The organism is Roseateles sp. P5_D6, from assembly GCF_054049415.1.
Genome location: NZ_JBFUMK010000001.1, coordinates 318,199 through 334,787, shown reverse-complemented (window position 1 = coordinate 334,787; position 16,589 = coordinate 318,199). Strand labels below are relative to the sequence as shown.

General features: G+C 68.4%; 19 protein-coding genes and 1 other RNA gene. 6 read left to right on the top strand and 14 right to left on the bottom strand.

Going from position 1 to position 16,589, the window contains the following annotated elements:
* Positions 1–59: 59 nt before the first annotated feature.
* From ACXJKM_RS01465 to ACXJKM_RS01450, 4 genes are all read right to left on the bottom strand, one after another.
* Positions 60–428 (bottom strand): hypothetical protein, encoded by a 369-nt coding sequence (locus ACXJKM_RS01465; RefSeq protein ID WP_056198000.1) that lies wholly within the window; start codon positions 426–428, stop codon positions 60–62.
* 109 nt (positions 429–537) lie between these two features.
* Positions 538–1,365, bottom strand: coding sequence for a cupin domain-containing protein (locus ACXJKM_RS01460; RefSeq protein ID WP_056198002.1), 828 nt, complete (start codon positions 1,363–1,365; stop codon positions 538–540).
* A 12-nt stretch (positions 1,366–1,377) separates the two neighbouring features.
* A complete protein-coding gene (locus ACXJKM_RS01455; RefSeq protein WP_457349773.1) occupies positions 1,378–2,091 on the bottom strand; it encodes a sigma-70 family RNA polymerase sigma factor in 714 nt (237 codons plus the stop codon).
* Positions 2,092–2,100: 9 nt separating this feature from the next.
* Positions 2,101–2,508 carry a cupin domain-containing protein gene (locus tag ACXJKM_RS01450; protein WP_457349772.1) on the bottom strand — a complete coding sequence of 136 codons (408 nt, stop codon included), beginning with the start codon at positions 2,506–2,508 and terminating at the stop codon, positions 2,101–2,103.
* An 85-nt stretch (positions 2,509–2,593) separates the two neighbouring features.
* Between ACXJKM_RS01450 and ACXJKM_RS01445 the strand changes: the two genes are divergently transcribed.
* Complete coding sequence (locus tag ACXJKM_RS01445) at positions 2,594–3,079, top strand: SRPBCC family protein (RefSeq protein ID WP_056198007.1); 486 nt, start codon at positions 2,594–2,596, stop codon at positions 3,077–3,079.
* 152 nt (positions 3,080–3,231) lie between these two features.
* Here ACXJKM_RS01445 and dcd read toward each other — a convergent pair whose 3' ends face one another.
* Genes dcd through ACXJKM_RS01420 form a run of 5 tightly spaced genes read right to left on the bottom strand, consistent with a single transcriptional unit; the run spans position 3,232 to position 8,589 of the window.
* On the bottom strand, positions 3,232–3,798 hold the full coding sequence (gene dcd, locus ACXJKM_RS01440) for a dCTP deaminase (protein ID WP_056198009.1): 567 nt from the start codon (positions 3,796–3,798) through the stop codon (positions 3,232–3,234).
* Positions 3,799–3,809: 11 nt separating this feature from the next.
* Positions 3,810–5,369: an ABC transporter substrate-binding protein gene (locus ACXJKM_RS01435; protein ID WP_457349770.1), complete on the bottom strand. Its 1,560-nt coding sequence runs from the start codon at positions 5,367–5,369 to the stop codon at positions 3,810–3,812.
* A gap of 8 nt (positions 5,370–5,377) precedes the next feature.
* Complete coding sequence (locus tag ACXJKM_RS01430) at positions 5,378–7,384, bottom strand: amidohydrolase family protein (protein WP_457349768.1); 2,007 nt, start codon at positions 7,382–7,384, stop codon at positions 5,378–5,380.
* Between the two features lie 15 nt (positions 7,385–7,399).
* A complete protein-coding gene (gene rnhA / locus ACXJKM_RS01425) occupies positions 7,400–7,888 on the bottom strand; it encodes a ribonuclease HI (RefSeq protein WP_457349766.1) in 489 nt (162 codons plus the stop codon).
* Positions 7,885–8,589, bottom strand: coding sequence for a class I SAM-dependent methyltransferase (locus ACXJKM_RS01420; RefSeq protein ID WP_394326323.1), 705 nt, complete (start codon positions 8,587–8,589; stop codon positions 7,885–7,887). Before ACXJKM_RS01420 ends, rnhA begins: the two co-directional genes overlap by 4 nt.
* Positions 8,590–8,640: 51 nt before the next feature.
* Between ACXJKM_RS01420 and gloB the strand changes: the two genes are divergently transcribed.
* Entirely contained in the window at positions 8,641–9,426 is a 786-nt protein-coding gene (gene gloB / locus ACXJKM_RS01415; protein WP_457349764.1) for a hydroxyacylglutathione hydrolase, read from the top strand.
* On the top strand, positions 9,423–11,006 hold the full coding sequence (locus tag ACXJKM_RS01410) for a transglycosylase SLT domain-containing protein (protein ID WP_457349762.1): 1,584 nt from the start codon (positions 9,423–9,425) through the stop codon (positions 11,004–11,006). Before gloB ends, ACXJKM_RS01410 begins: the two co-directional genes overlap by 4 nt.
* An 8-nt stretch (positions 11,007–11,014) precedes the next feature.
* On the opposite strand, the gene ACXJKM_RS01405 is transcribed toward ACXJKM_RS01410, so the two are convergent.
* From ACXJKM_RS01405 to dnaX, 4 genes are all read right to left on the bottom strand, one after another.
* Positions 11,015–11,407, bottom strand: a complete 393-nt coding sequence (locus tag ACXJKM_RS01405; protein ID WP_457349760.1) for an MAPEG family protein — start codon at positions 11,405–11,407, stop codon at positions 11,015–11,017.
* Between the two features lie 10 nt (positions 11,408–11,417).
* A complete protein-coding gene (gene recR, locus ACXJKM_RS01400; RefSeq protein WP_457349758.1) occupies positions 11,418–11,999 on the bottom strand; it encodes a recombination mediator RecR in 582 nt (193 codons plus the stop codon).
* Positions 12,000–12,135: 136 nt separating this feature from the next.
* Complete coding sequence (locus tag ACXJKM_RS01395) at positions 12,136–12,462, bottom strand: YbaB/EbfC family nucleoid-associated protein (RefSeq protein WP_056198033.1); 327 nt, start codon at positions 12,460–12,462, stop codon at positions 12,136–12,138.
* 14 nt (positions 12,463–12,476) lie between these two features.
* A complete protein-coding gene (gene dnaX / locus ACXJKM_RS01390) occupies positions 12,477–14,312 on the bottom strand; it encodes a DNA polymerase III subunit gamma/tau (RefSeq protein WP_457349756.1) in 1,836 nt (611 codons plus the stop codon).
* 41 nt (positions 14,313–14,353) lie between these two features.
* On the opposite strand from dnaX, the gene ACXJKM_RS01385 reads away from it, so the two are divergent.
* The 3 genes from ACXJKM_RS01385 to ffs all read left to right on the top strand — a co-directional run bounded on the left by ACXJKM_RS01385 (position 14,354) and on the right by ffs (position 16,120).
* Entirely contained in the window at positions 14,354–15,466 is a 1,113-nt protein-coding gene (locus tag ACXJKM_RS01385; RefSeq protein ID WP_457349754.1) for an AIR synthase-related protein, read from the top strand.
* Positions 15,467–15,625: 159 nt separating this feature from the next.
* On the top strand, positions 15,626–16,012 hold the full coding sequence (locus tag ACXJKM_RS01380; protein WP_457349752.1) for a SirB2 family protein: 387 nt from the start codon (positions 15,626–15,628) through the stop codon (positions 16,010–16,012).
* 10 nt (positions 16,013–16,022) lie between these two features.
* An RNA gene (gene ffs, locus ACXJKM_RS01375) (signal recognition particle sRNA small type) lies at positions 16,023–16,120 on the top strand.
* A 38-nt stretch (positions 16,121–16,158) separates the two neighbouring features.
* Here the strand turns inward: ffs and ACXJKM_RS01370 are convergent.
* The gene (locus ACXJKM_RS01370; RefSeq protein WP_457349750.1) at positions 16,159–16,578 is read right to left on the bottom strand and encodes a hypothetical protein; all 420 of its coding nucleotides are present in this window, start codon (positions 16,576–16,578) and stop codon (positions 16,159–16,161) included.
* Positions 16,579–16,589 lie beyond the last annotated feature (11 nt).

Genomic DNA, 16,589 nt, shown 5'->3' with positions numbered 1-16,589 from the left:
GTGAGGAAAGGCAGGCTTCGGCTGGCGGGAAGCCCCGCGATCAGGGGACGGTCAGCCCCTCAATGCGTCATACCGATCCATTCGCCGGCGGATTGATAAGCCTCGAACAGATCCAACGCCAGCTCGCGCAGGCCGGGGTGGTCGCTGGCGTGGCCGTCGGCCAGGCGCTCGTAGGCGTACTGGCGGTCGTAGAGCATGCGCGTCGGGTTGATGGCCAGGCCGGCATCGTTCATCAGCTGACCAAAGCGCAGCAGGTCGCGGCTGTTGACCGGACCGCTGGTGGCGCCCGCCACCGTCAGGCCGAGAGCGCGGATGTCGCCGAGATTGACGCCCTGCGCGATCTTCAGGCCGCTCCAGGCATGACCCGGGTCGCCCAGGCCGCGGGGTTCGTCGGCGGGGATGGGGATCAGGTGCAGCGGGATGAGCATGACGGGCCTCGGACAGCTTGGCTGTGATGGCTGCCATCGTGCCGGGGCCTCGGCAAAACAAAGACCGGATAAAGCCCGAAAAGACCGGGCTTGTCCGCGCTGATGCCGCTCAAGTGAACTGCAGGTCGAGATCGCCGTGCGCGTAGATGATGACGCCCGTGTCAGTCTCGGTGATGCGGTGGCCGGTGCCCGCGGGGGCCAGTTGGTAGTCGCCTTGCTGCAGCAGGACGTCATCGAGGAAGAGCTCGCCCTGCACCATCAGGCATTCCTCGTCATGGCCGTGGCTGTGCACGGGCACGCTGGCGCCGGGGTCGGCACGGTAGAGCAGCGCGGCCTGGCCGCCGCCCGCCCACAGCACGCGCCGGCGGATGCCGGGCGCGAACTCGGGCCAGCCGGCCTCGGCGTCGCGCACCAGCGTGCGCTCGCTGGCGTGGCCCTCGGCCTCGCGCACGAAGACATGGGCGCCATCGCGGGTGGCGAGCTGCGGCGTATTGCCGGCGGGCAGCAGCAGGAAGTCGCGCAGCCCCAGAAGCTCGCCATCCACATCGACGCTGCCGCGCACGACGAGGAATTCGCGTGCGCCGGCAGCGGCCAGGTCCAGGCGGGCGCCGGGCTGCAGCTCGATGACGCGGGCCGCACGCGGTTCGCCCGGGCGCAACGCCTGGCCCTCGGGGGCACGGTAGAGCCAGCGTTGATGGACGCCGTCGGCCAGCGCCTCGGGCTCGGTGCGGCGACGGCGCACGGTGACCATGCCGCGCTCGGCGTCGAGCGATTGCTGCAGGCGGCCGCTCAGGCGTTCACCGAGGCGGCCGGGCGACGCGGGGGCCGCCCAGGCGCTTGCAAAGGGTTCACTGAGCAACGGCGTCATGTCGTCACCCGCATCGGATTCGGGGCTGGATTCGGGGGCGGATTTGGAGGTAGGGGGCAGCGTCGTCATGGCGTCCTCCCTTCAGGCCGGCAGCGCATGCGCGCCAGTGTCGCCCAAGGCCTCGCGCAGTGTGATCAAGGCGCGGCGGATCTGGGATTTGACGGTACCCAGCGGCAGGCTGGTCTGGCTGGCGATCTCCTCATGCGACAGGCCATTGAAGAAGGCCAGCGCGACGAGCTGGCGCGGCTGGGGCTTGAGCAGCAGCAGGGCGCGATGCAGTTCGGCATGGCCCTGGGCCACGGACAGCAGCTCGTCGCCCGATTCGGCGGCCGGTGCTGACAAAGGGACGCTCTCTTCGTCCAGTTCCTCATGCTGGAAGCGCGCCTCGCGGCGGATGGCGTCAATGGCGCGCGAGCGAGCCATGCCCAACAGCCAGGTCAGCGGCCGGCCGCGCTCGGGGTCAAAACGCGGCGCCTGACGCCAGACCTGGAAAAACACCTCCTCGGCCACTTCTTCAGCCAGCTGGCTGCGGCGTACCAGCCGCAGCACCAGACCGTAGACGCGCGACAGCGTCGCTTCATACAGGGCCAGCAACGCGCGCTCGTCGTGGTCGACGATGCCCTCGATCCAGGCGGCAAGCTGGGCGTCGTCCAGCGAAGGGCAGCCGGGCTTGGCGGCGGCCGCCTCGGTGGCGCAGGGCTCGTCCAGCTCTGCGTCATGCAGCTCGACGTCGTCGAACAGCAGCGCAGGATTGGGTGGCTCGTCGACAGCTTCGGTGGAGTGTGGCAGGGTCATGTGATGTCCTCAAACCAACAGTTGGTCCGCATGCGGCTCGGCGCCGCGCAGAAAGATGGTGGCACCCGTCTCGGTGCTGATGCTGGCGTGCAGGCTGCCCGCGCGGGCCAGGTGGTAGCCCCCGGGGCCAACCTCGATCTGGCTGCCGACCTTGAGCGTGCCTTCCAGCACCAGGCATTCCTCATCCACCGGGTGGCGGTGGGCTTCGAGATGGGCGCCGGGCGCCAAGCGCAGCAGATAGCTCAGAATGCCCTCGTTCTCATGCAAGACCTTGATCTGCACGCCGTCGCCGAAAGGCTGCCAGCCGGCCGCGCCCGCGGGCACGGTCAGGTGGCTGTCGTCGGTGTCGGCCACGCGCTCCAGCAAGCGCCGGCGGATGGCGCGGGCCTGGGCTGGGGTGGCGGCGGTCGAGGTCATGTAAGGCTGATACGCAGCGGTAAGAATTCCGGATGCAGCGTAAACCTAGGCATCTACCCTGGGTAGCCTGGCGTATCCCCTTTGCATGCCTCAAGTCGCCTTTTTTGACCTCGTCAGCCACTGGCGCCTGGATGCGCCGGTCCCCCGTGTCTGGCAGGCCATCACCCAGACCGAGCACTGGCCGCTGTGGTGGCCGGGGGTCGTCGCCGTGAAACGCCTCGTCGACGGCGACGCCCAGGGCGTGGGCCGCCAGCAGCAGCTCACCTTCCGCACCGGCCTGGGCTACCGGCTGCACCTGGTGCTGGAGGTGACGGAAGTGCTGCGCGAAGAGCGCCTGCGCGCCCGGGCGGGCGGCACGCTGGCGGGGGAAGGCATCTGGCTGATGAAGCAAGCCCTGCCGGAGGCGGGCGGGCATACCGACGTCACCTTCGTCTGGCGCGTCACCCTGCCGCCAGGCATCCTGCGCTGGCTGGCGCCGGTGCTGGCGCCCTTGTTTCGCTGGAATCACAAGCGGGTGATGCGGGCGGGTCGGATCGGGTTGGTCCAATATCTGGCGGTGATAGGTGGGTGAGCCTTTGCGGGCCGAGTGCCGGGCCGCTCCCAAGCCGGCCCGCCTTGGCGATGTGCTTGTGGCTCAATGCCGCAAGCATCGCCGTCCCCTTGGGGGATCGGCTGGGTTCGCCCGCGTTCAGCGGCGCGAGACCGGACGAGGGGCTGTCAAGTTCATGCCTTGGGCAACGTCACCCCCACCTGCCCCTGGTACTTGCCGCCGCGGTCCTTGTAGCTGACCTCGCAGACCTCGTCGCTCTCGAAGAACAGCACCTGGGCGCAGCCCTCGCCAGCGTAGATCTTGGCCGGCAGCGGTGTGGTGTTGCTGAACTCCAGCGTCACATAGCCTTCCCACTCGGGCTCGAAGGGCGTCACGTTGACGATGATGCCGCAGCGGGCATAGGTGCTCTTGCCCAGGCACACCGTCAGCACATTGCGCGGGATGCGGAAGTACTCCATCGTGCGCGCCAGCGCGAAGCTGTTGGGCGGGATGATGCAGACGTCCTTGTTGATGTCGACGAAGCTGTTCTCGTCGAAGTTCTTCGGGTCCACCACCGTCGAGTGGATGTTGGTGAAGACCTTGAACTCGGGCGCGCAGCGGATGTCGTAGCCGTAGCTGCTGGTGCCGTAGCTGATGATCTTGCGGCCGTCCTGCTCGCGCACCTGGCCGGGCTCGAAGGGCTCGATCATGCCGTGCTCCTGGCACATGCGGCGGATCCATTTGTCGCTCTTGATGCTCATCTCTTTTCCTCTTATCGGGGGAGAACCCCGTCGAAATACATGCCGCCATCCAGATCCAGGATGAAGCCTTTGACCGCTGCGCGCTCGGGCACGGCCAAGCGCCCGTGGGCGATGGGTGTCCAGGGCAGCTCCGTCATCGCGATGCGCTGGGCCTTGGCGTAGATGGCCTTGCGGTCTTCCTGCTTCAACGCTTGCCTGGCTTCGGCCAGCAGCTTGTCGTAGGTCGGGTTGCACCAGAAGCTGCCGCTGGCCGAGCCGCAGGCGAGCTGGCCGGCCGTGTTGGCGGGCTCTGGGTCGCCATTCCAGCCGCTGAGCGCAGCGTCATGCTCGCCGGCATCGATGCGGCGCAGGTATTCGCCCCACTCATAGGTGACGATGCGTGCGTTGACGCCGACCTTGGCCCAGTCGGATTGGATCATCTGCGCCATGCGCTGGCCGTTGGGGTTGTAGGGGCGCACCACCGGCATGGCCCACAGCGTGATGTCCAGTGGCAGCACGCCGGCCTTCTGCAACATGGCACGGGCCTTGGCCGGGTCGTAGGGCACGGGCTTGAGCGTGGCGTCATGGGCCCAGTTGGCGGCCGGGATGACGCTGCTGGCCAGCACGCCGGCGTCGCCGTAGACGGTGCGGACGATGGCCGCCTTGTCGATGGCCATGTCCAGGGCCTGGCGCACCTCGACCTTGGACAGGGCCGGGCGCTTGGTGTTGTAGGCCAGGATGCCGATGTTCATGCCGGCCGCTGTCGCCAGTTTGATGGCGGGGTCCTTCTTCAACTCGTCCAGCTCGGCCGGGCCGACCGGGTAGGCAATGTCGCATTCGTCGCGCTTGAGGCGCTGGGCGCGCACGCTGGCATCGGTCGTGATCGCAAAGACGAGCTGGTCGGCGCGCGGCCTCTCGTCCTTGCGCCACCACGTCTGGTGCTTCACGTAGCGGATGACACTGTCGGCGCGAAAGCTCTTGAACTGGAAGGGGCCGGTGCCGACGGGCATCTGCGTGATGCGCTGCGGCGTGCCGGCCTTGAGCAGCTGGGCACCCAGCTCGGCCGACTGGATCATCGTGAAGGCGAAGCTCAGCGCCGACAGGAAGGACGCGTCGCGCTCGGCCAGCGTGATGCGCACCTGGTGGTCGCCCAGCTTCTCAACCTTGGCGATGAGCTTCTCCCAGCCGAAGGACGCCACATAGGGCGACACGCTCGGAAAGGCCTTGGCAAACGCGCTGTCACGGCTGAGCAGGCGGCCGAACGTGAAGATCACGTCGTCGGCATTGAACTCGCGCGTCGGCTTGAAGCCTTCGGCGGTATGCCAGGTCACGCCGCGGCGCAACTCGAAGGTGTAGGCCAGGCCATCGGGGCTGATGCTCCAGCTCGTTGCCAGGCCAGGAATCAATTGATCCGTGCCGCGCTTGACCTCGATGAGGTTGCTGAAGATGGGCATGTGGGCGACATGGTCGATGCCGCTGTCGGTCATCGCCGGGTCGAAGGTCTTGGGGCTGCCGGCGGCGCAGAAGCGCAGCGTCGTGTCGGCCTGTGCGATCAGCGGCAGGGCCAGCAGCAGTGCGGCCAATCGCTTCAATTCCGGCTTCACTTGATGATCTCCGCCGAGGGCACGAAGGGCAGGATGCCCATGGATTGGTAGAGGGCCGAGGGCGACAGCGCTTGCTCGCCCTTGATGACCAGCGCAATGCGCCGGATGGCGCGGATGTCGGCCACCGGGTCGCCGTCGATCAGCACGAGGTCGGCGCGCTTGCCGCGCTCGATGCTGCCAATCTCGCTCAGGCGGTCGCTGTATTTGGCACCGTTCCAGGTCGCGATCTTCAGCGCCTGCGCGGCGGGGATGCCGGCCTGCACGTAGAGCTCCAGCTCACGCTGCAGTGCAAAGCCGGGCGTCGCGTCGGTGCCTGCCACCAGCGGGATGCCGGCCGCGTGCATGCGGCGCAGCAGGTCCATCATGACCTTCCAGCTCGCGCCCCAGCGCCGGGCCTTGGTGTCGTCCATGTCGACTTCGGCCGACAGATAGCTGCGCTGCAGCACAGCCGGCCAGTTCGCGGACACCATCGCATAGCTGGGATTGGGCTGCCCCTGGCGCTGCGTGTACTGGGCCTCGAAGGCCGTCATCGTCGCATCGACGACCGTGCCCTTCTTCTTCAGCAGGGCCAGGAAGTCCTGCGTGCGGCGGTCATTGAGCTTGAGGTCGGCCGCCTTGTCGCCGGGCAGGTTGAAACGCAGCAGGGTGCGCGTGTCGTCGCCCTTGCTGACCAGGAAGTTCAGCGTGACCTGGTTGATGTGGTGCAGCTCGTCGTAGCCCGCCTCGACCGCCTGGCGCGCCGTCATGAAGGCCGGCACATGGCCGCCGGTGCGCAGGCCCAGCGAGCGCGCATGCGTCACCATGGGCTTGACCCACTCGGGGCGGATGGAGTTGTAGAGCTTGAGCTGGCGGTAGCCGTGGGCGGCGTACCAGTCGATGGCGGCCAGGGCCTCGTCCAGGTTGTCTGCCACGAAGTCGGACTGCGAAGAGAACGGGCTCTTGCCCTCGATGAAGCCATTGGCCGCGATGCGCGGGCCGAGCACCTCGCCGCGCTCGATGCGGCCTTTCAGTTCGGCCAGGTCGGCATTGCTGTTGCCGACATCGCGCACGGCCGTCACGCCCGCGGCCAGGTTCAGCAGCAGCGCACTGGCGTCCAGGTGGGCGTGCATGTCGATGAAGCCGGGCAGCAGCGTGCGGCCCTTGCCGCTGATGCGCTGGGCCGGCTCGGCGTTCTTCAGGCTGCCGGGCTTGGCTATTGCCGCGATGCGCCCCTCAAGCAGGTAGACATCGGACGGCCCGCGCAGCGCGGCGGCCTGCGAGTCGAACCAGCGCACGCCTTCGATGACGGTCAGGCCGGGCAGCGGCTTGGGCAGGGTCTTGGCCAGGCGCTCCAGCCGCGCCAGCTGCGCAGCCTTCTGCACGTCGGACAGCCGGTCCATCTCGGCCTCGAAGCCCTGCAGCAGCGTGCCGCCCCAGCCCGGCGAGACCTGGGCGAACAGCGCCTGGTTGTCCTCGCGCAGCCAGAGGTAGCTGGGATCGAGGTCCAGGCCGTCGATGGCGTACAGGCCAACCTCGAAGCTGGCACCGGCCGGCTTGAGCGTCTGCACGCGCTCGATGCTGATCTGGCCCACCGGCAACGCGGCCGCGCGGTGGTCGGAGCGCTGCAGCAGGGTGCGCGCCAGGCGGCCGGCCCAGGCCGGGCTGGCCTGCACGGGCAGATAGACGAGATCGCGGCCCACGCCGGGCTTGTCGCCGCGGTCCACGGGCGAGCGCCAGCTGGCACGGCCGTCCTTGAGCTCGAAGCTTTCGTCGATGCGCGCGCCGTAGGTTGAGACGCCCTCGGTGTGGTAGGCCGCCCAAGTGCCGTCTGCGGCCAGTTCCAGCACCTCCTTCTGGTCGGGCCCGCGGCCGTTGTTGCGGTAGCTGTAGTCGGTCTCGAGGCGGGTGGCCGTTTCGGTGACCTTGAGGTGACCGCAGGCGGTCTTGGCACACACCACGGTGTAGGTCTGGGCCTGGACAGCGCCGGCAACACACAGCGCGAACAGCAAGGGCAGCAGCTTCATGAGGCGGTTTCTGTCTTAGGTGGCGCGGACTTTACTGAGCGAGGCGACACCCTTGTTTGCGAGCATGTCCGCGCGCTCGTTGCCGGGGTCGCCCGCATGGCCCTTGACCCAGCGCCAGTCGACCGTGTGTAACTTGCGCAGCGCGTCCAGCCGCTGCCAGAGGTCGGCGTTCTTGACCGGCTTGCCGTCGGCCGTCTTCCAGCCACGGCGCTGCCAGTTGACGATCCATTCGGTGATGCCCTTGCGCACGTATTCGCTGTCCAGGTAGACGACGACGTCGCAGCTGCGCTTGAGCGAGGCCAGGGCCTCGATGGGCGCGGTCAGCTCCATGCGGTTGTTGGTCGTCTCGCGCTCGCCACCGAAGAGTTCCTTGTCGTGGCCGCCGCTGCTCAGCCAGGCACCCCAGCCGCCAGGGCCGGGGTTGCCCTTGCAGGCGCCGTCGGTGTAGATGGTGACCTGCGGGCGCTTGATAAGGGTGGTGGGCTTGGGGGTCGGTTCGGTCATTCTTTTTTGTGGTGGTTGTTCAGCGCAACGGCGGGCGCCTTTTTTGCCGCTGCACGCGAGTTCTTGGCCAGGCCGATCATGCGCATGCCGTGCACGCGCTTGACCGCCTGGATGAAATAGACCGCACCCAGCACCGGCCACCAGCGCGAGCCGATGCCGTCGACCCAGCGCCAGCGCTGCAGCCACGCCTCGGAGCGCAGCGGTGGCCGATAGATGCCGAAGCGCGCCGCCTCGACGTCAAAGCTGAGCAGCTTGAGCCAGTCGCGCAGCCGCCAGTAGCCGATGAAGTCGCCATCACGGGGCAGATAGGGCTCGCCGCGGCGCTTGAGGCGGCCGAGATTCTGGCGCAGCCCCCACAGGCTGGCCGGGTTCAAGCCGAATACGATGAGCCGCCCCTCGGGCCGCAGCACGCGCTCGACTTCGCGCAACAAGGCGTGGGCGTCTGGCGCCAGCTCCAGCGCGTGCGGCAGCAGCACGAGGTCGAGGCTGGCGCTTTCGAAAGGTAGCGCGTCAAAATCGCAAAGCAGGTCACGACCGGCCAGCCAGCGGTGGGGCATGCGGTTGGTCTGCAGACCGTTCAGTTCGGGCAGGCCGAGTTGTAAGGCGTGAAACCCGAACAAATCGGTCACGGCTGCGTCGACCTGGGCCTGCTCCCAGGCAAGCAGATGGTGCCCGGGCGGGGTTTGCAGCCAGGCTGTCAAATCTATACTCGGCGCTTTATCTGTCATGGGTTGGCGCCATTGACGCTCAGTTTGACGCTCACGCCGCTTCCTGCATTCGACGACAACTACCTCTGGCTGCTGGACAACGGCCGCGAGGCCCTCGTCGTCGACCCCGGCGACGCCGCGCCGGTGGCTGCGGCGCTGGATGCCCGGGGCCTGACGCTGGCGGGCATTCTATTGACCCACCACCATGGCGATCACGTCGGTGGCGTCGACGCACTGCGGCCGCGCCTGCAAGGCCCCATCTACGGCCCCGTCCACGAGGAGCTGCCTGAACCAGTACAGCGCCTGCATGGCGGCGATGCGGTCGAGTTGCTCGGCCTCAAGTTCGCCGTCATGGACGTGCCCGGCCACACCGCGGGTCACATCGCCTACTTTGCTGCTGACGTCCCTGGCAGCGACCCCCTGCTCTTCTGCGGCGACACCCTCTTCAGCGCCGGCTGTGGCCGCCTCTTCGAAGGCACGCCGGCGCAGATGCATGCCTCGCTGCAATCCCTGGCCGCGCTGCCGTCCGAGACCCAGGTCTGTTGCGCCCATGAATACACCCTGTCCAACCTGCGCTTTGCGCGCGAGGTGGACCCGGCCAACGCGGCGCTGGCGACCTATGCCGCCTGGTGCCAGGCCGAACGCACCGCCGGCCGGCCCACGCTGCCCGGCCGCATCGGCAACGAGGTGCGCATCAACCCTTTCCTGCGTTGTACCGAAGCCGCTCTGCGTGAGGCCGCTCGCCGCCACGCCCCCCTCAAACTCCCGGCCGCGCCCAGCCCGGTCGATGTGTTCGCCACCCTGCGCGAATGGAAGAACGGATTCCGATGACCCTGATTCACCGACTCTCTCCCAAGGCGCTCGCGCGCCTTTCTCCGATCCTTTTGGCTGCCCTGCTTGCCGCCTGCGCCACCACCGCTCCGGTCGATCCCGCCAGCCTCGACACCCCGCCTACCCCACTCCCCGTTGCCGCTGAACCTGCCCCCGCGCCGCTGACGCTCGCGGCACCCGCGCCGGTGCGCGCCATCGCGGCCGAGCTGCTCGAGGACAACCTGCGCCCCGGCGAGAAGGTCGACCTCGACGCGCCGGATGTGAACGCCGACCTCTGGGCCCGCGTGCGCAAGGGCTTCCAGCTGCAGGACCTGGACGACGACTGGGTGCGCAAGGCCGAGGCCTGGTACACCGCGCGCCCCGACTACGTCGAGCGCATGACGACGCGCGGCAGCCGCTACCTCTTCCACATCCTGGACGAAGTCGAGAAGCGCGGCATGCCTGCCGAGCTGGCCCTGCTGCCCTTCGTGGAGAGCGCCTTCGTCACGCACGCCGTGTCGACGGCCAAGGCTACCGGCATGTGGCAGTTCATGCCCGCCACCGGGCGCGACTTCGATCTCAAGCAGAACATCTTCCGCGACGACCGACGCGACGTGCTTGCGTCCACGCGCGCGGCGCTGGACTACCTCGGCCGCCTGCACAAGCAGTTCGGTGACTGGCATCTGGCGCTGGCCGCCTACAACTGGGGCCAGGGCAATGTGCAGAAGGCGGTGGCGCGCAATCAAAAGCTCGGCCTGCCGACCGACTACGCCAGCCTGAAGATGCCCGACGAGACGCGCTACTACGTGCCCAAGCTGCAGGCGGTGAAGAACATCGTCTTCGCACCCGATCGCTATGCGCTGACGCTGCCGGTGGTGGCCAACCACCCGTATTTCCTGAGCGTGAAGATCGAGCGCGACATCGACGTGGCCCTGGCCGCCCAGCTTGCCGGCATCACACTGGAAACCTTCCAGCAGTTCAACCCGCAGATGAACAAGCCGGTCATCCTGGCCGCCGCCACGCCCCAGGTGCTGCTGCCTTATGACCAGGCCAGTGCCTTCGCCGAGAACCTGGCCCGCCACAGCGGCCCGCTCGCGAGCTGGACGGCCTGGGTCGTGCCCAAGACCATGAGCCCGGGCGAGGCCGCCAAGCGTGCCGGCACCAGCGAAGCGCTGCTGCGCGACATCAACAAGATCCCGCCCAAGATGCTCGTGAAGGCCGGTTCCACGCTGCTGGTGCCGCGCGGCGAGCACATCGTCGCCGACGTGTCCGAGCGCCTGGCCGACACCGCCGCGCTCAACCTCGCGCCCGACGCGCCGCCGCTGCGCCGCGTGACGCACAAGGCCGGCAAGGCTGACACCGTGGCCACCATCGCCGCCCGCTACAAGGTGCGCAGCGAGCAGGTGGCGCAGTGGAACAAGCTGGTCGCCAACGGCCGCCTCAAGCCGGGCCAGGCCGTCGTCGTCTACACCGCCTATTCGCCGGCCAAGGCAGCCGTGGCCAAGGCCACGCCCGCCAAGGTCGTGAAGGTGGCCGCCAAGGCGCAGCCCAAGGGCAAGGGCGGCAAGGGCCGCACCGTCGTGGCCGCGGCCACGCCTTGAGCCTTATTTCAGCGAACGAGGAACAGTGCGACGCAGGCCGCCAGGCCTGCAGCCCACACCAGTGAGCGCAGCGAGGCGCGGTCCGCCACATAGACGCCAATGAAGGCCAGGCGCGCAGCGACGAATCCCACGGCCAGCGCATCCACGCTGCCCTGCGCGGCCTGGTGCTGATGGGCGACAAAGAGGCCGGCGACGAAGATGGGCAGGGCCTCCCAGCTGTTGGCTTGGGCCGCGTTGGCCCGCGCCTGCCAGCCGTCGAGCTTGGCCAGCCATTCGCGCGGCTGGTTGTTGTCGAAACCGCCATCACGCCTGCGCTTGCCGAAGCCCTTGGACTTGGCCAGGAATGTGCAGCCCAGGGGCAGCAGGCAGGCGACGAGCAGGCAGAGTTGGGCAATCGTCATCCGGGCTTCCTCAGCGTCGATCAGTCAAGGCATGAGCGATGGTGCCCAGGTCCACATATTCGAGCTCACTGCCCACCGGCACGCCGCGCGCAAGCCGCGTCGATTTGATGCTCCGCGCCCGCAGCGCTTCGGCCAGCACATGGGCCGTGGCCTCGCCCTCGGCGGTGAAGCTGGTGGCGAGGATGACTTCCTCGACACCTTCCTCGCTCGCCCGCGCCAGCAATTCGGCCGCGCCGATCTGGCGTGTGCCCACACCATCGAGCGGCGACAGCCGCCCCAGCAGCACGAAGTAGTAGCCGCGATAGGACGCGGTGCGCTCCAGCGCGGCCTGGTCGGCCGGCGTCTCGACGACGCACAGCAGCCGCGCGTCGCGGTCGGCGTCCGCGCAGACGCTGCAGATCGGCGTTTCGCTGAAGGTATGGCAGCGCTCGCAATGCTTGATGTGCTCGCCCGCCGCCGTCAGCGCATCAGCCAGACGCGGCATGGCCAGCCGGTCATGCTGCAGCAGGTGGTAGGCCATGCGCTGGGCCGACTTCTGGCCCACGCCAGGCAGGCGCTTGAGCGCCTCAACAAGCGTATCCAGTGCGTTCAAATCGAAGCCACGTTGTCAGTAAACGATCGCAGCCGCAGGCGCGATCTCATCAAGCGGCAGCCGTGGAACTGGCTTTGCCAGGCCACTGGCTGCGCCCCCTTGAGGGGGAGGCGCGAAGCGCCTCGGGGGTGGGCCATCAAAACGGGAACTTCATGCCGGGGGGCATCGGCATGCCTTGCGTCAGCTTGCCCATCTTCTCGGAGCTGGTCGCCTCGGCGCGGCGGGCTGCGTCGTTGAAGGCGGCGGCGACGAGGTCTTCCAGCATGTCCTTGTCATCGGCCAGCAGGCTGGGGTCGATGGTCACGCGGCGAACCTCGTGCTTGCAGGTCATCAGCACCTTCACGAGCCCGGCGCCACTCTGGCCCTCGACCTCGATGTTGGCGAGTTCGTCCTGCGCCTTCTTCAGGTTGTCTTGCATCGCCTGGGCTTGCTTCATCAAGCCGGCGAGTTGGCCTTTCATCATGATCGTGTCCTTGTCTATGGAGTGAGAGTCAGCGGCTGCACGGAGCCCGGCAGGATGCGCGCCGACGGGAATTGGGAAAGCAGTGTGCGCGTCATCGGATGCTGGGCAGCCAGATCCTCGGCCGCGCGCTGCTGGGCCTCGGCGCGGGCGACCGTGCGCAGGGCAATGGAGTCTTCGGCCACGCCGGCCTCGATGTCGAGCCTGGCCTCGAGGGCCGACTCGAGCTTGGCAATCAGGGCCGGCGCGCGCAGGGATTCACGCTCGACGCGCAGCGTCCAGACCTCGCGGCCATCGACACTCGCGCAGCCCAGCGCCTGAGCCTGGCGAGCCAGCTCGCCCGTCATGCCGACGAGGTTGAGGGCCGCGATGCGCTCGGCCCATTGCGCGCCTTCGGGTGTCTCGCGCAGTTCGGAGCGGCGCGGCGCCTCGGGCTCGCGGGCAGCGGCGGTCGACACGGGCGCGTCATCGGCTTCCATCCACGGCGGCGGCGCATCGTCGGGCGGCGGGCCATCCATGTCGTCATCGGCCTGCGCCTCGACTTCGACCGGGCGCGGGCGCAGTCGGTCGCTGAGCCTGGGGGCTGCCGGCTCGGCCACCACGGGCGCCGCGACCACCGGGACCGGCGCGACAACCTTGGGCACCGCCACCGGCGCCGGTGGCGCCACCTTGGGCAGCGGCACGGCGACAACCGCCTTGGCCACTGCCGCCGGCCTCACCAGGGCCGCGGCCTTGATGGGCTTGGGGCTCGTGCCGGCCGGCCGGAAGGCCAGCATGCGCAGCAGCACCATCAACAAACCCGCATATTCGTCTGGCGCCAGATGCAGCTCGGCGCGGCCATGCAGGGCCATGCTGTACATCAGCTGGATCTCGTCGGCCGGCAAGGCAGCAGCCAGGCGGCGGATCTCGGCGGTTTCGGTGTCGGCATCGTCCAGCGCCATCGGCGCGGCCTGGGCCAGGGCCATCTGCTGCAGCAGCGTGGCCAGGTCCTCCAGCGTGCCGGCGGCCGACAGGCCCGCGCCACGCAGCGCATCGGCCTGGGCCACGACGGCCTCACCGCTCGCCGCGGCCAGCGCATCCACGATGGCGACGACATGGCCGCGGTCGACGCTGCCCAGCATCTGGCGCACGCCGGCTTCAGTCAGCGACCCCGCGCCGAAAGCGATGGCCTGGTCGGTCAACGACAGCCCGTCGCGCATCGAGCCGCGAGCCGCACGCGACAGCAGGCGCAGCGCGCCCGGTTCGGCCGGTACGCTCTCCGCGCCCAGCACATTGCCCAGGTGCATCTGCACGTCCGCCGCCGCCATGGGCCGCAAGTTGAACTGCAGGCAGCGCGACAGCACGGTGACCGGCACCTTCTGCGGATCGGTCGTCGCCAGCACGAACTTCAAGTAGTCGGGCGGCTCCTCCAGCGTCTTCAGCATCGCGTTGAAGGCAGTGTTCGAGAGCATGTGCACTTCGTCGATCATGTAGACCTTGAAGCGCCCGACGACCGGCTTGTAGACGGCCTGGTCGAGCAGCTGCGAGATCTCCTCGACACCGCGGTTGGAGGCCGCGTCCAGCTCGACGTAGTCGACGAAGCGACCCGAATCGATATCCCGGCAGGCATGGCAGACGCCGCAGGGCTGGGCCGTGATGCCGCCTGTGCCGTCCGGCCCGGTGCAATTGAGGCTCTTGGCGAGGATGCGCGACACCGTCGTCTTGCCGACGCCGCGGGTGCCGGTGAACAGATAGGCGTGGTGCAGGCGCCCCTGCGTCAAGGCATTGGCGAGGGCCTGCACGACGTGCTCCTGCCCGACGAGCTGCTCGAAACTCTGCGGACGGTATTTGCGGGCCAGGACCTGATAACTCATGACGGTCATTCTATGAGTGGCCCTCCGTCGATAATTGCGGGATGACCTCCCCCGCAGCACCCCTCACCTACGACCAGGCCGGCGTCAACTACGACCTGATCGACCCGCTGAAGATCACAGCCCAGCGCGCCGCCGCCGCCACGGCCTCCCACCTGGCCGGCCATGGCTTCACCGAGGTCAAGGCCTCGCGTGGCGAGTCGGCCTATGTCGTCGACGTGGGGCCCTTCTATTTGGCCTCCATCGTCGAATGCCTGGGCACCAAGACCCTGGTGGCCGACGAGATGGCCAAGCTGACGGGCAAGAGTTTCTTCGCCGGCATCGCCCAGGACACCATCGCGATGGCCGTCAACGACCTGATCACCGTCGGCGCCACGCCGCTGGTCGTGCAGGCCTACTGGGCGGCCGGCGGCAGCGACTGGTTCGGCGACGCCCAGCGCGCCCAGGCCCTGGTGGCCGGCTGGAAGGCCGCCTGCGACACCTGCCAGGTCGCCTGGGGTGGCGGCGAGACGCCGGCCCTGGCCGGCATCGTCGAGGACGGCCGCATCGACCTGGCCGCCTCCTGCACCGGCCTCATCAACCCCAAGGAGCGCCTGTCGGTCGGCGACAAGCTGGGCGCCGGCGATGCCATCGTGCTGCTGGCCTCCAGCGGCATCCATGCCAATGGCCTGAGCCTGGCGCGCAAGCTGGCCGAGCGCCTGCCCCAGGGCTATCTGACCGAGATCGAGCCGGGCGTCAGCTACGGCGAGGCCCTGCTGGCGCCGACGGCCCTGTATTCGCCCGTCACCGAAGCGCTGTGGAAGGCCGGCATCGCGCCGCACTACTGCGCCAACATCACCGGCCACGGCTGGCGCAAGCTGCTGCGCCACCCGAGCCAGTTGACCTACCGCATCCACACCGTGCCGCCCAAGACGACGGTGCTGGACTTCATCCAGAAGCAGGCCGGGCAGGACGACCGCGAGGCCTATTCGACGCTGAACATGGGCGCGGGCTTCGCCATCTTCGTCAAGGCCGAGGACGCCGAGCGCACTGCGCAGGTGGCGCGCGACTGCGGCATTGAGGCCTGGGTGGCCGGCACGGTGGAAGCGGGCGAGAAGCAACTGCTGATCGAGCCGCTGGACATCCGCTTCAGCGAAGACGACCTACACCTGCGCTGATATGTGGTGTGACGCTCCACGGGCCGAGCGCTGGGCCGCTCCCGAGCCGGCCCGCCATGGCGATGTGCTTGCGGCTCGATGCCGCAAGCATCGCCGTCCCCTCGGGGGACCGACCGGGGTCGCCCGCGTTCAGCGCGGCGAGACCGGGCGAGGGGCTCCATGAGTTGGTATTACACGCAGATGATTCAGTGGCATGTGCTGCTGGCCTGGTGCAGCGTGGGCCTGTTCTTCGTGCGCGGCCTGCTGGTCCAGTTCGGCAACCCACAGCTGCAGGGTTTCGCCAAGGACGCCCGCCTGCTGGTGCTCGTCTTCGGCGTGAATGCCTGCCTCATCGTCACGGGCCTGAGCCTGTGGGGTTCCATCGGCTACCACCCCATCCGCGACTGGTGGCTGGGCGCGAAGCTCATCGCGCTCGTGGGCTACATGATCTGCGGCCACTGGGCCATGAGCCAGGCGCGCCTGCATCTGTTGGGCTATCTCACCGCACTGGCCCTGCTGACCCTCGCGATGGACCTTTCGATCAACCGGCAATTTCTCCCCGGTTAGAATCTCGCTCGACGGGCCTCCCCGCATGGAAGCGCGCCCAACCGGGTCAGGTGGGGAACCAAGCAGCCCTAAGCGTTGCAACCAGTGCCGGGGGTAAGGCTCGTCACCCTCCCCCAGTCTTCATTGCGTTCCGATCAACCCGGCGATCAACCCGGATTTTTTGGGGTTTCGACGGTCAGCGTCGTCATCTGGCCGCCGGCCTCCACGCTGCCCACAACCTGGCCTTCGCGCACGCGGCGTTCGCACATCTCGCGATCTTCCATCGTGGGCTGAGCCTGGCAGCGTTTGAGCGCATTCGCCGCCCACTGCTCAGGACGGTCGCCTGGCGAGATCAGCTTGCCCTGGCGCGCCTGGGCATAGGCCGCGCCGGCCTCGCGCAGGCAGACGTCACGCGGCTGGTTGGTCTGGCCGGTCATGCAGTTGGCCCGTTCGCGCTCGTACTGCAGGCGCTGAGGGTCGACGTTCTTGGCCCGGGGCGCTGCCTGGGCGATGCCGCCAATGGCCATGAGGCCGGCGGCCAGCCAGGCGGTGGCCAGGCGACATCGTGAGCTGTGGTACTGGGTCATCTCAATCTCCT

Coding starts and splice junctions, on each gene's coding strand:
- ACXJKM_RS01465 (WP_056198000.1), bottom strand. CDS start 428: ATGCTCATCCCGCTGCACCTGATCCCCATCCCCGCCGACGAACCCCGC.
- ACXJKM_RS01460 (WP_056198002.1), bottom strand. CDS start 1,365: ATGACGACGCTGCCCCCTACCTCCAAATCCGCCCCCGAATCCAGCCCC.
- ACXJKM_RS01455 (WP_457349773.1), bottom strand. CDS start 2,091: ATGACCCTGCCACACTCCACCGAAGCTGTCGACGAGCCACCCAATCCT.
- ACXJKM_RS01450 (WP_457349772.1), bottom strand. CDS start 2,508: ATGACCTCGACCGCCGCCACCCCAGCCCAGGCCCGCGCCATCCGCCGG.
- ACXJKM_RS01445 (WP_056198007.1), top strand. CDS start 2,594: ATGCCTCAAGTCGCCTTTTTTGACCTCGTCAGCCACTGGCGCCTGGAT.
- dcd (WP_056198009.1), bottom strand. CDS start 3,798: ATGAGCATCAAGAGCGACAAATGGATCCGCCGCATGTGCCAGGAGCAC.
- ACXJKM_RS01430 (WP_457349768.1), bottom strand. CDS start 7,384: ATGAAGCTGCTGCCCTTGCTGTTCGCGCTGTGTGTTGCCGGCGCTGTC.
- rnhA (WP_457349766.1), bottom strand. CDS start 7,888: ATGACCGAACCGACCCCCAAGCCCACCACCCTTATCAAGCGCCCGCAG.
- ACXJKM_RS01410 (WP_457349762.1), top strand. CDS start 9,423: ATGACCCTGATTCACCGACTCTCTCCCAAGGCGCTCGCGCGCCTTTCT.
- ACXJKM_RS01405 (WP_457349760.1), bottom strand. CDS start 11,407: ATGACGATTGCCCAACTCTGCCTGCTCGTCGCCTGCCTGCTGCCCCTG.
- ACXJKM_RS01395 (WP_056198033.1), bottom strand. CDS start 12,462: ATGATGAAAGGCCAACTCGCCGGCTTGATGAAGCAAGCCCAGGCGATG.
- dnaX (WP_457349756.1), bottom strand. CDS start 14,312: ATGAGTTATCAGGTCCTGGCCCGCAAATACCGTCCGCAGAGTTTCGAG.
- ACXJKM_RS01385 (WP_457349754.1), top strand. CDS start 14,354: ATGACCTCCCCCGCAGCACCCCTCACCTACGACCAGGCCGGCGTCAAC.
- ACXJKM_RS01380 (WP_457349752.1), top strand. CDS start 15,626: ATGAGTTGGTATTACACGCAGATGATTCAGTGGCATGTGCTGCTGGCC.
- ACXJKM_RS01370 (WP_457349750.1), bottom strand. CDS start 16,578: ATGACCCAGTACCACAGCTCACGATGTCGCCTGGCCACCGCCTGGCTG.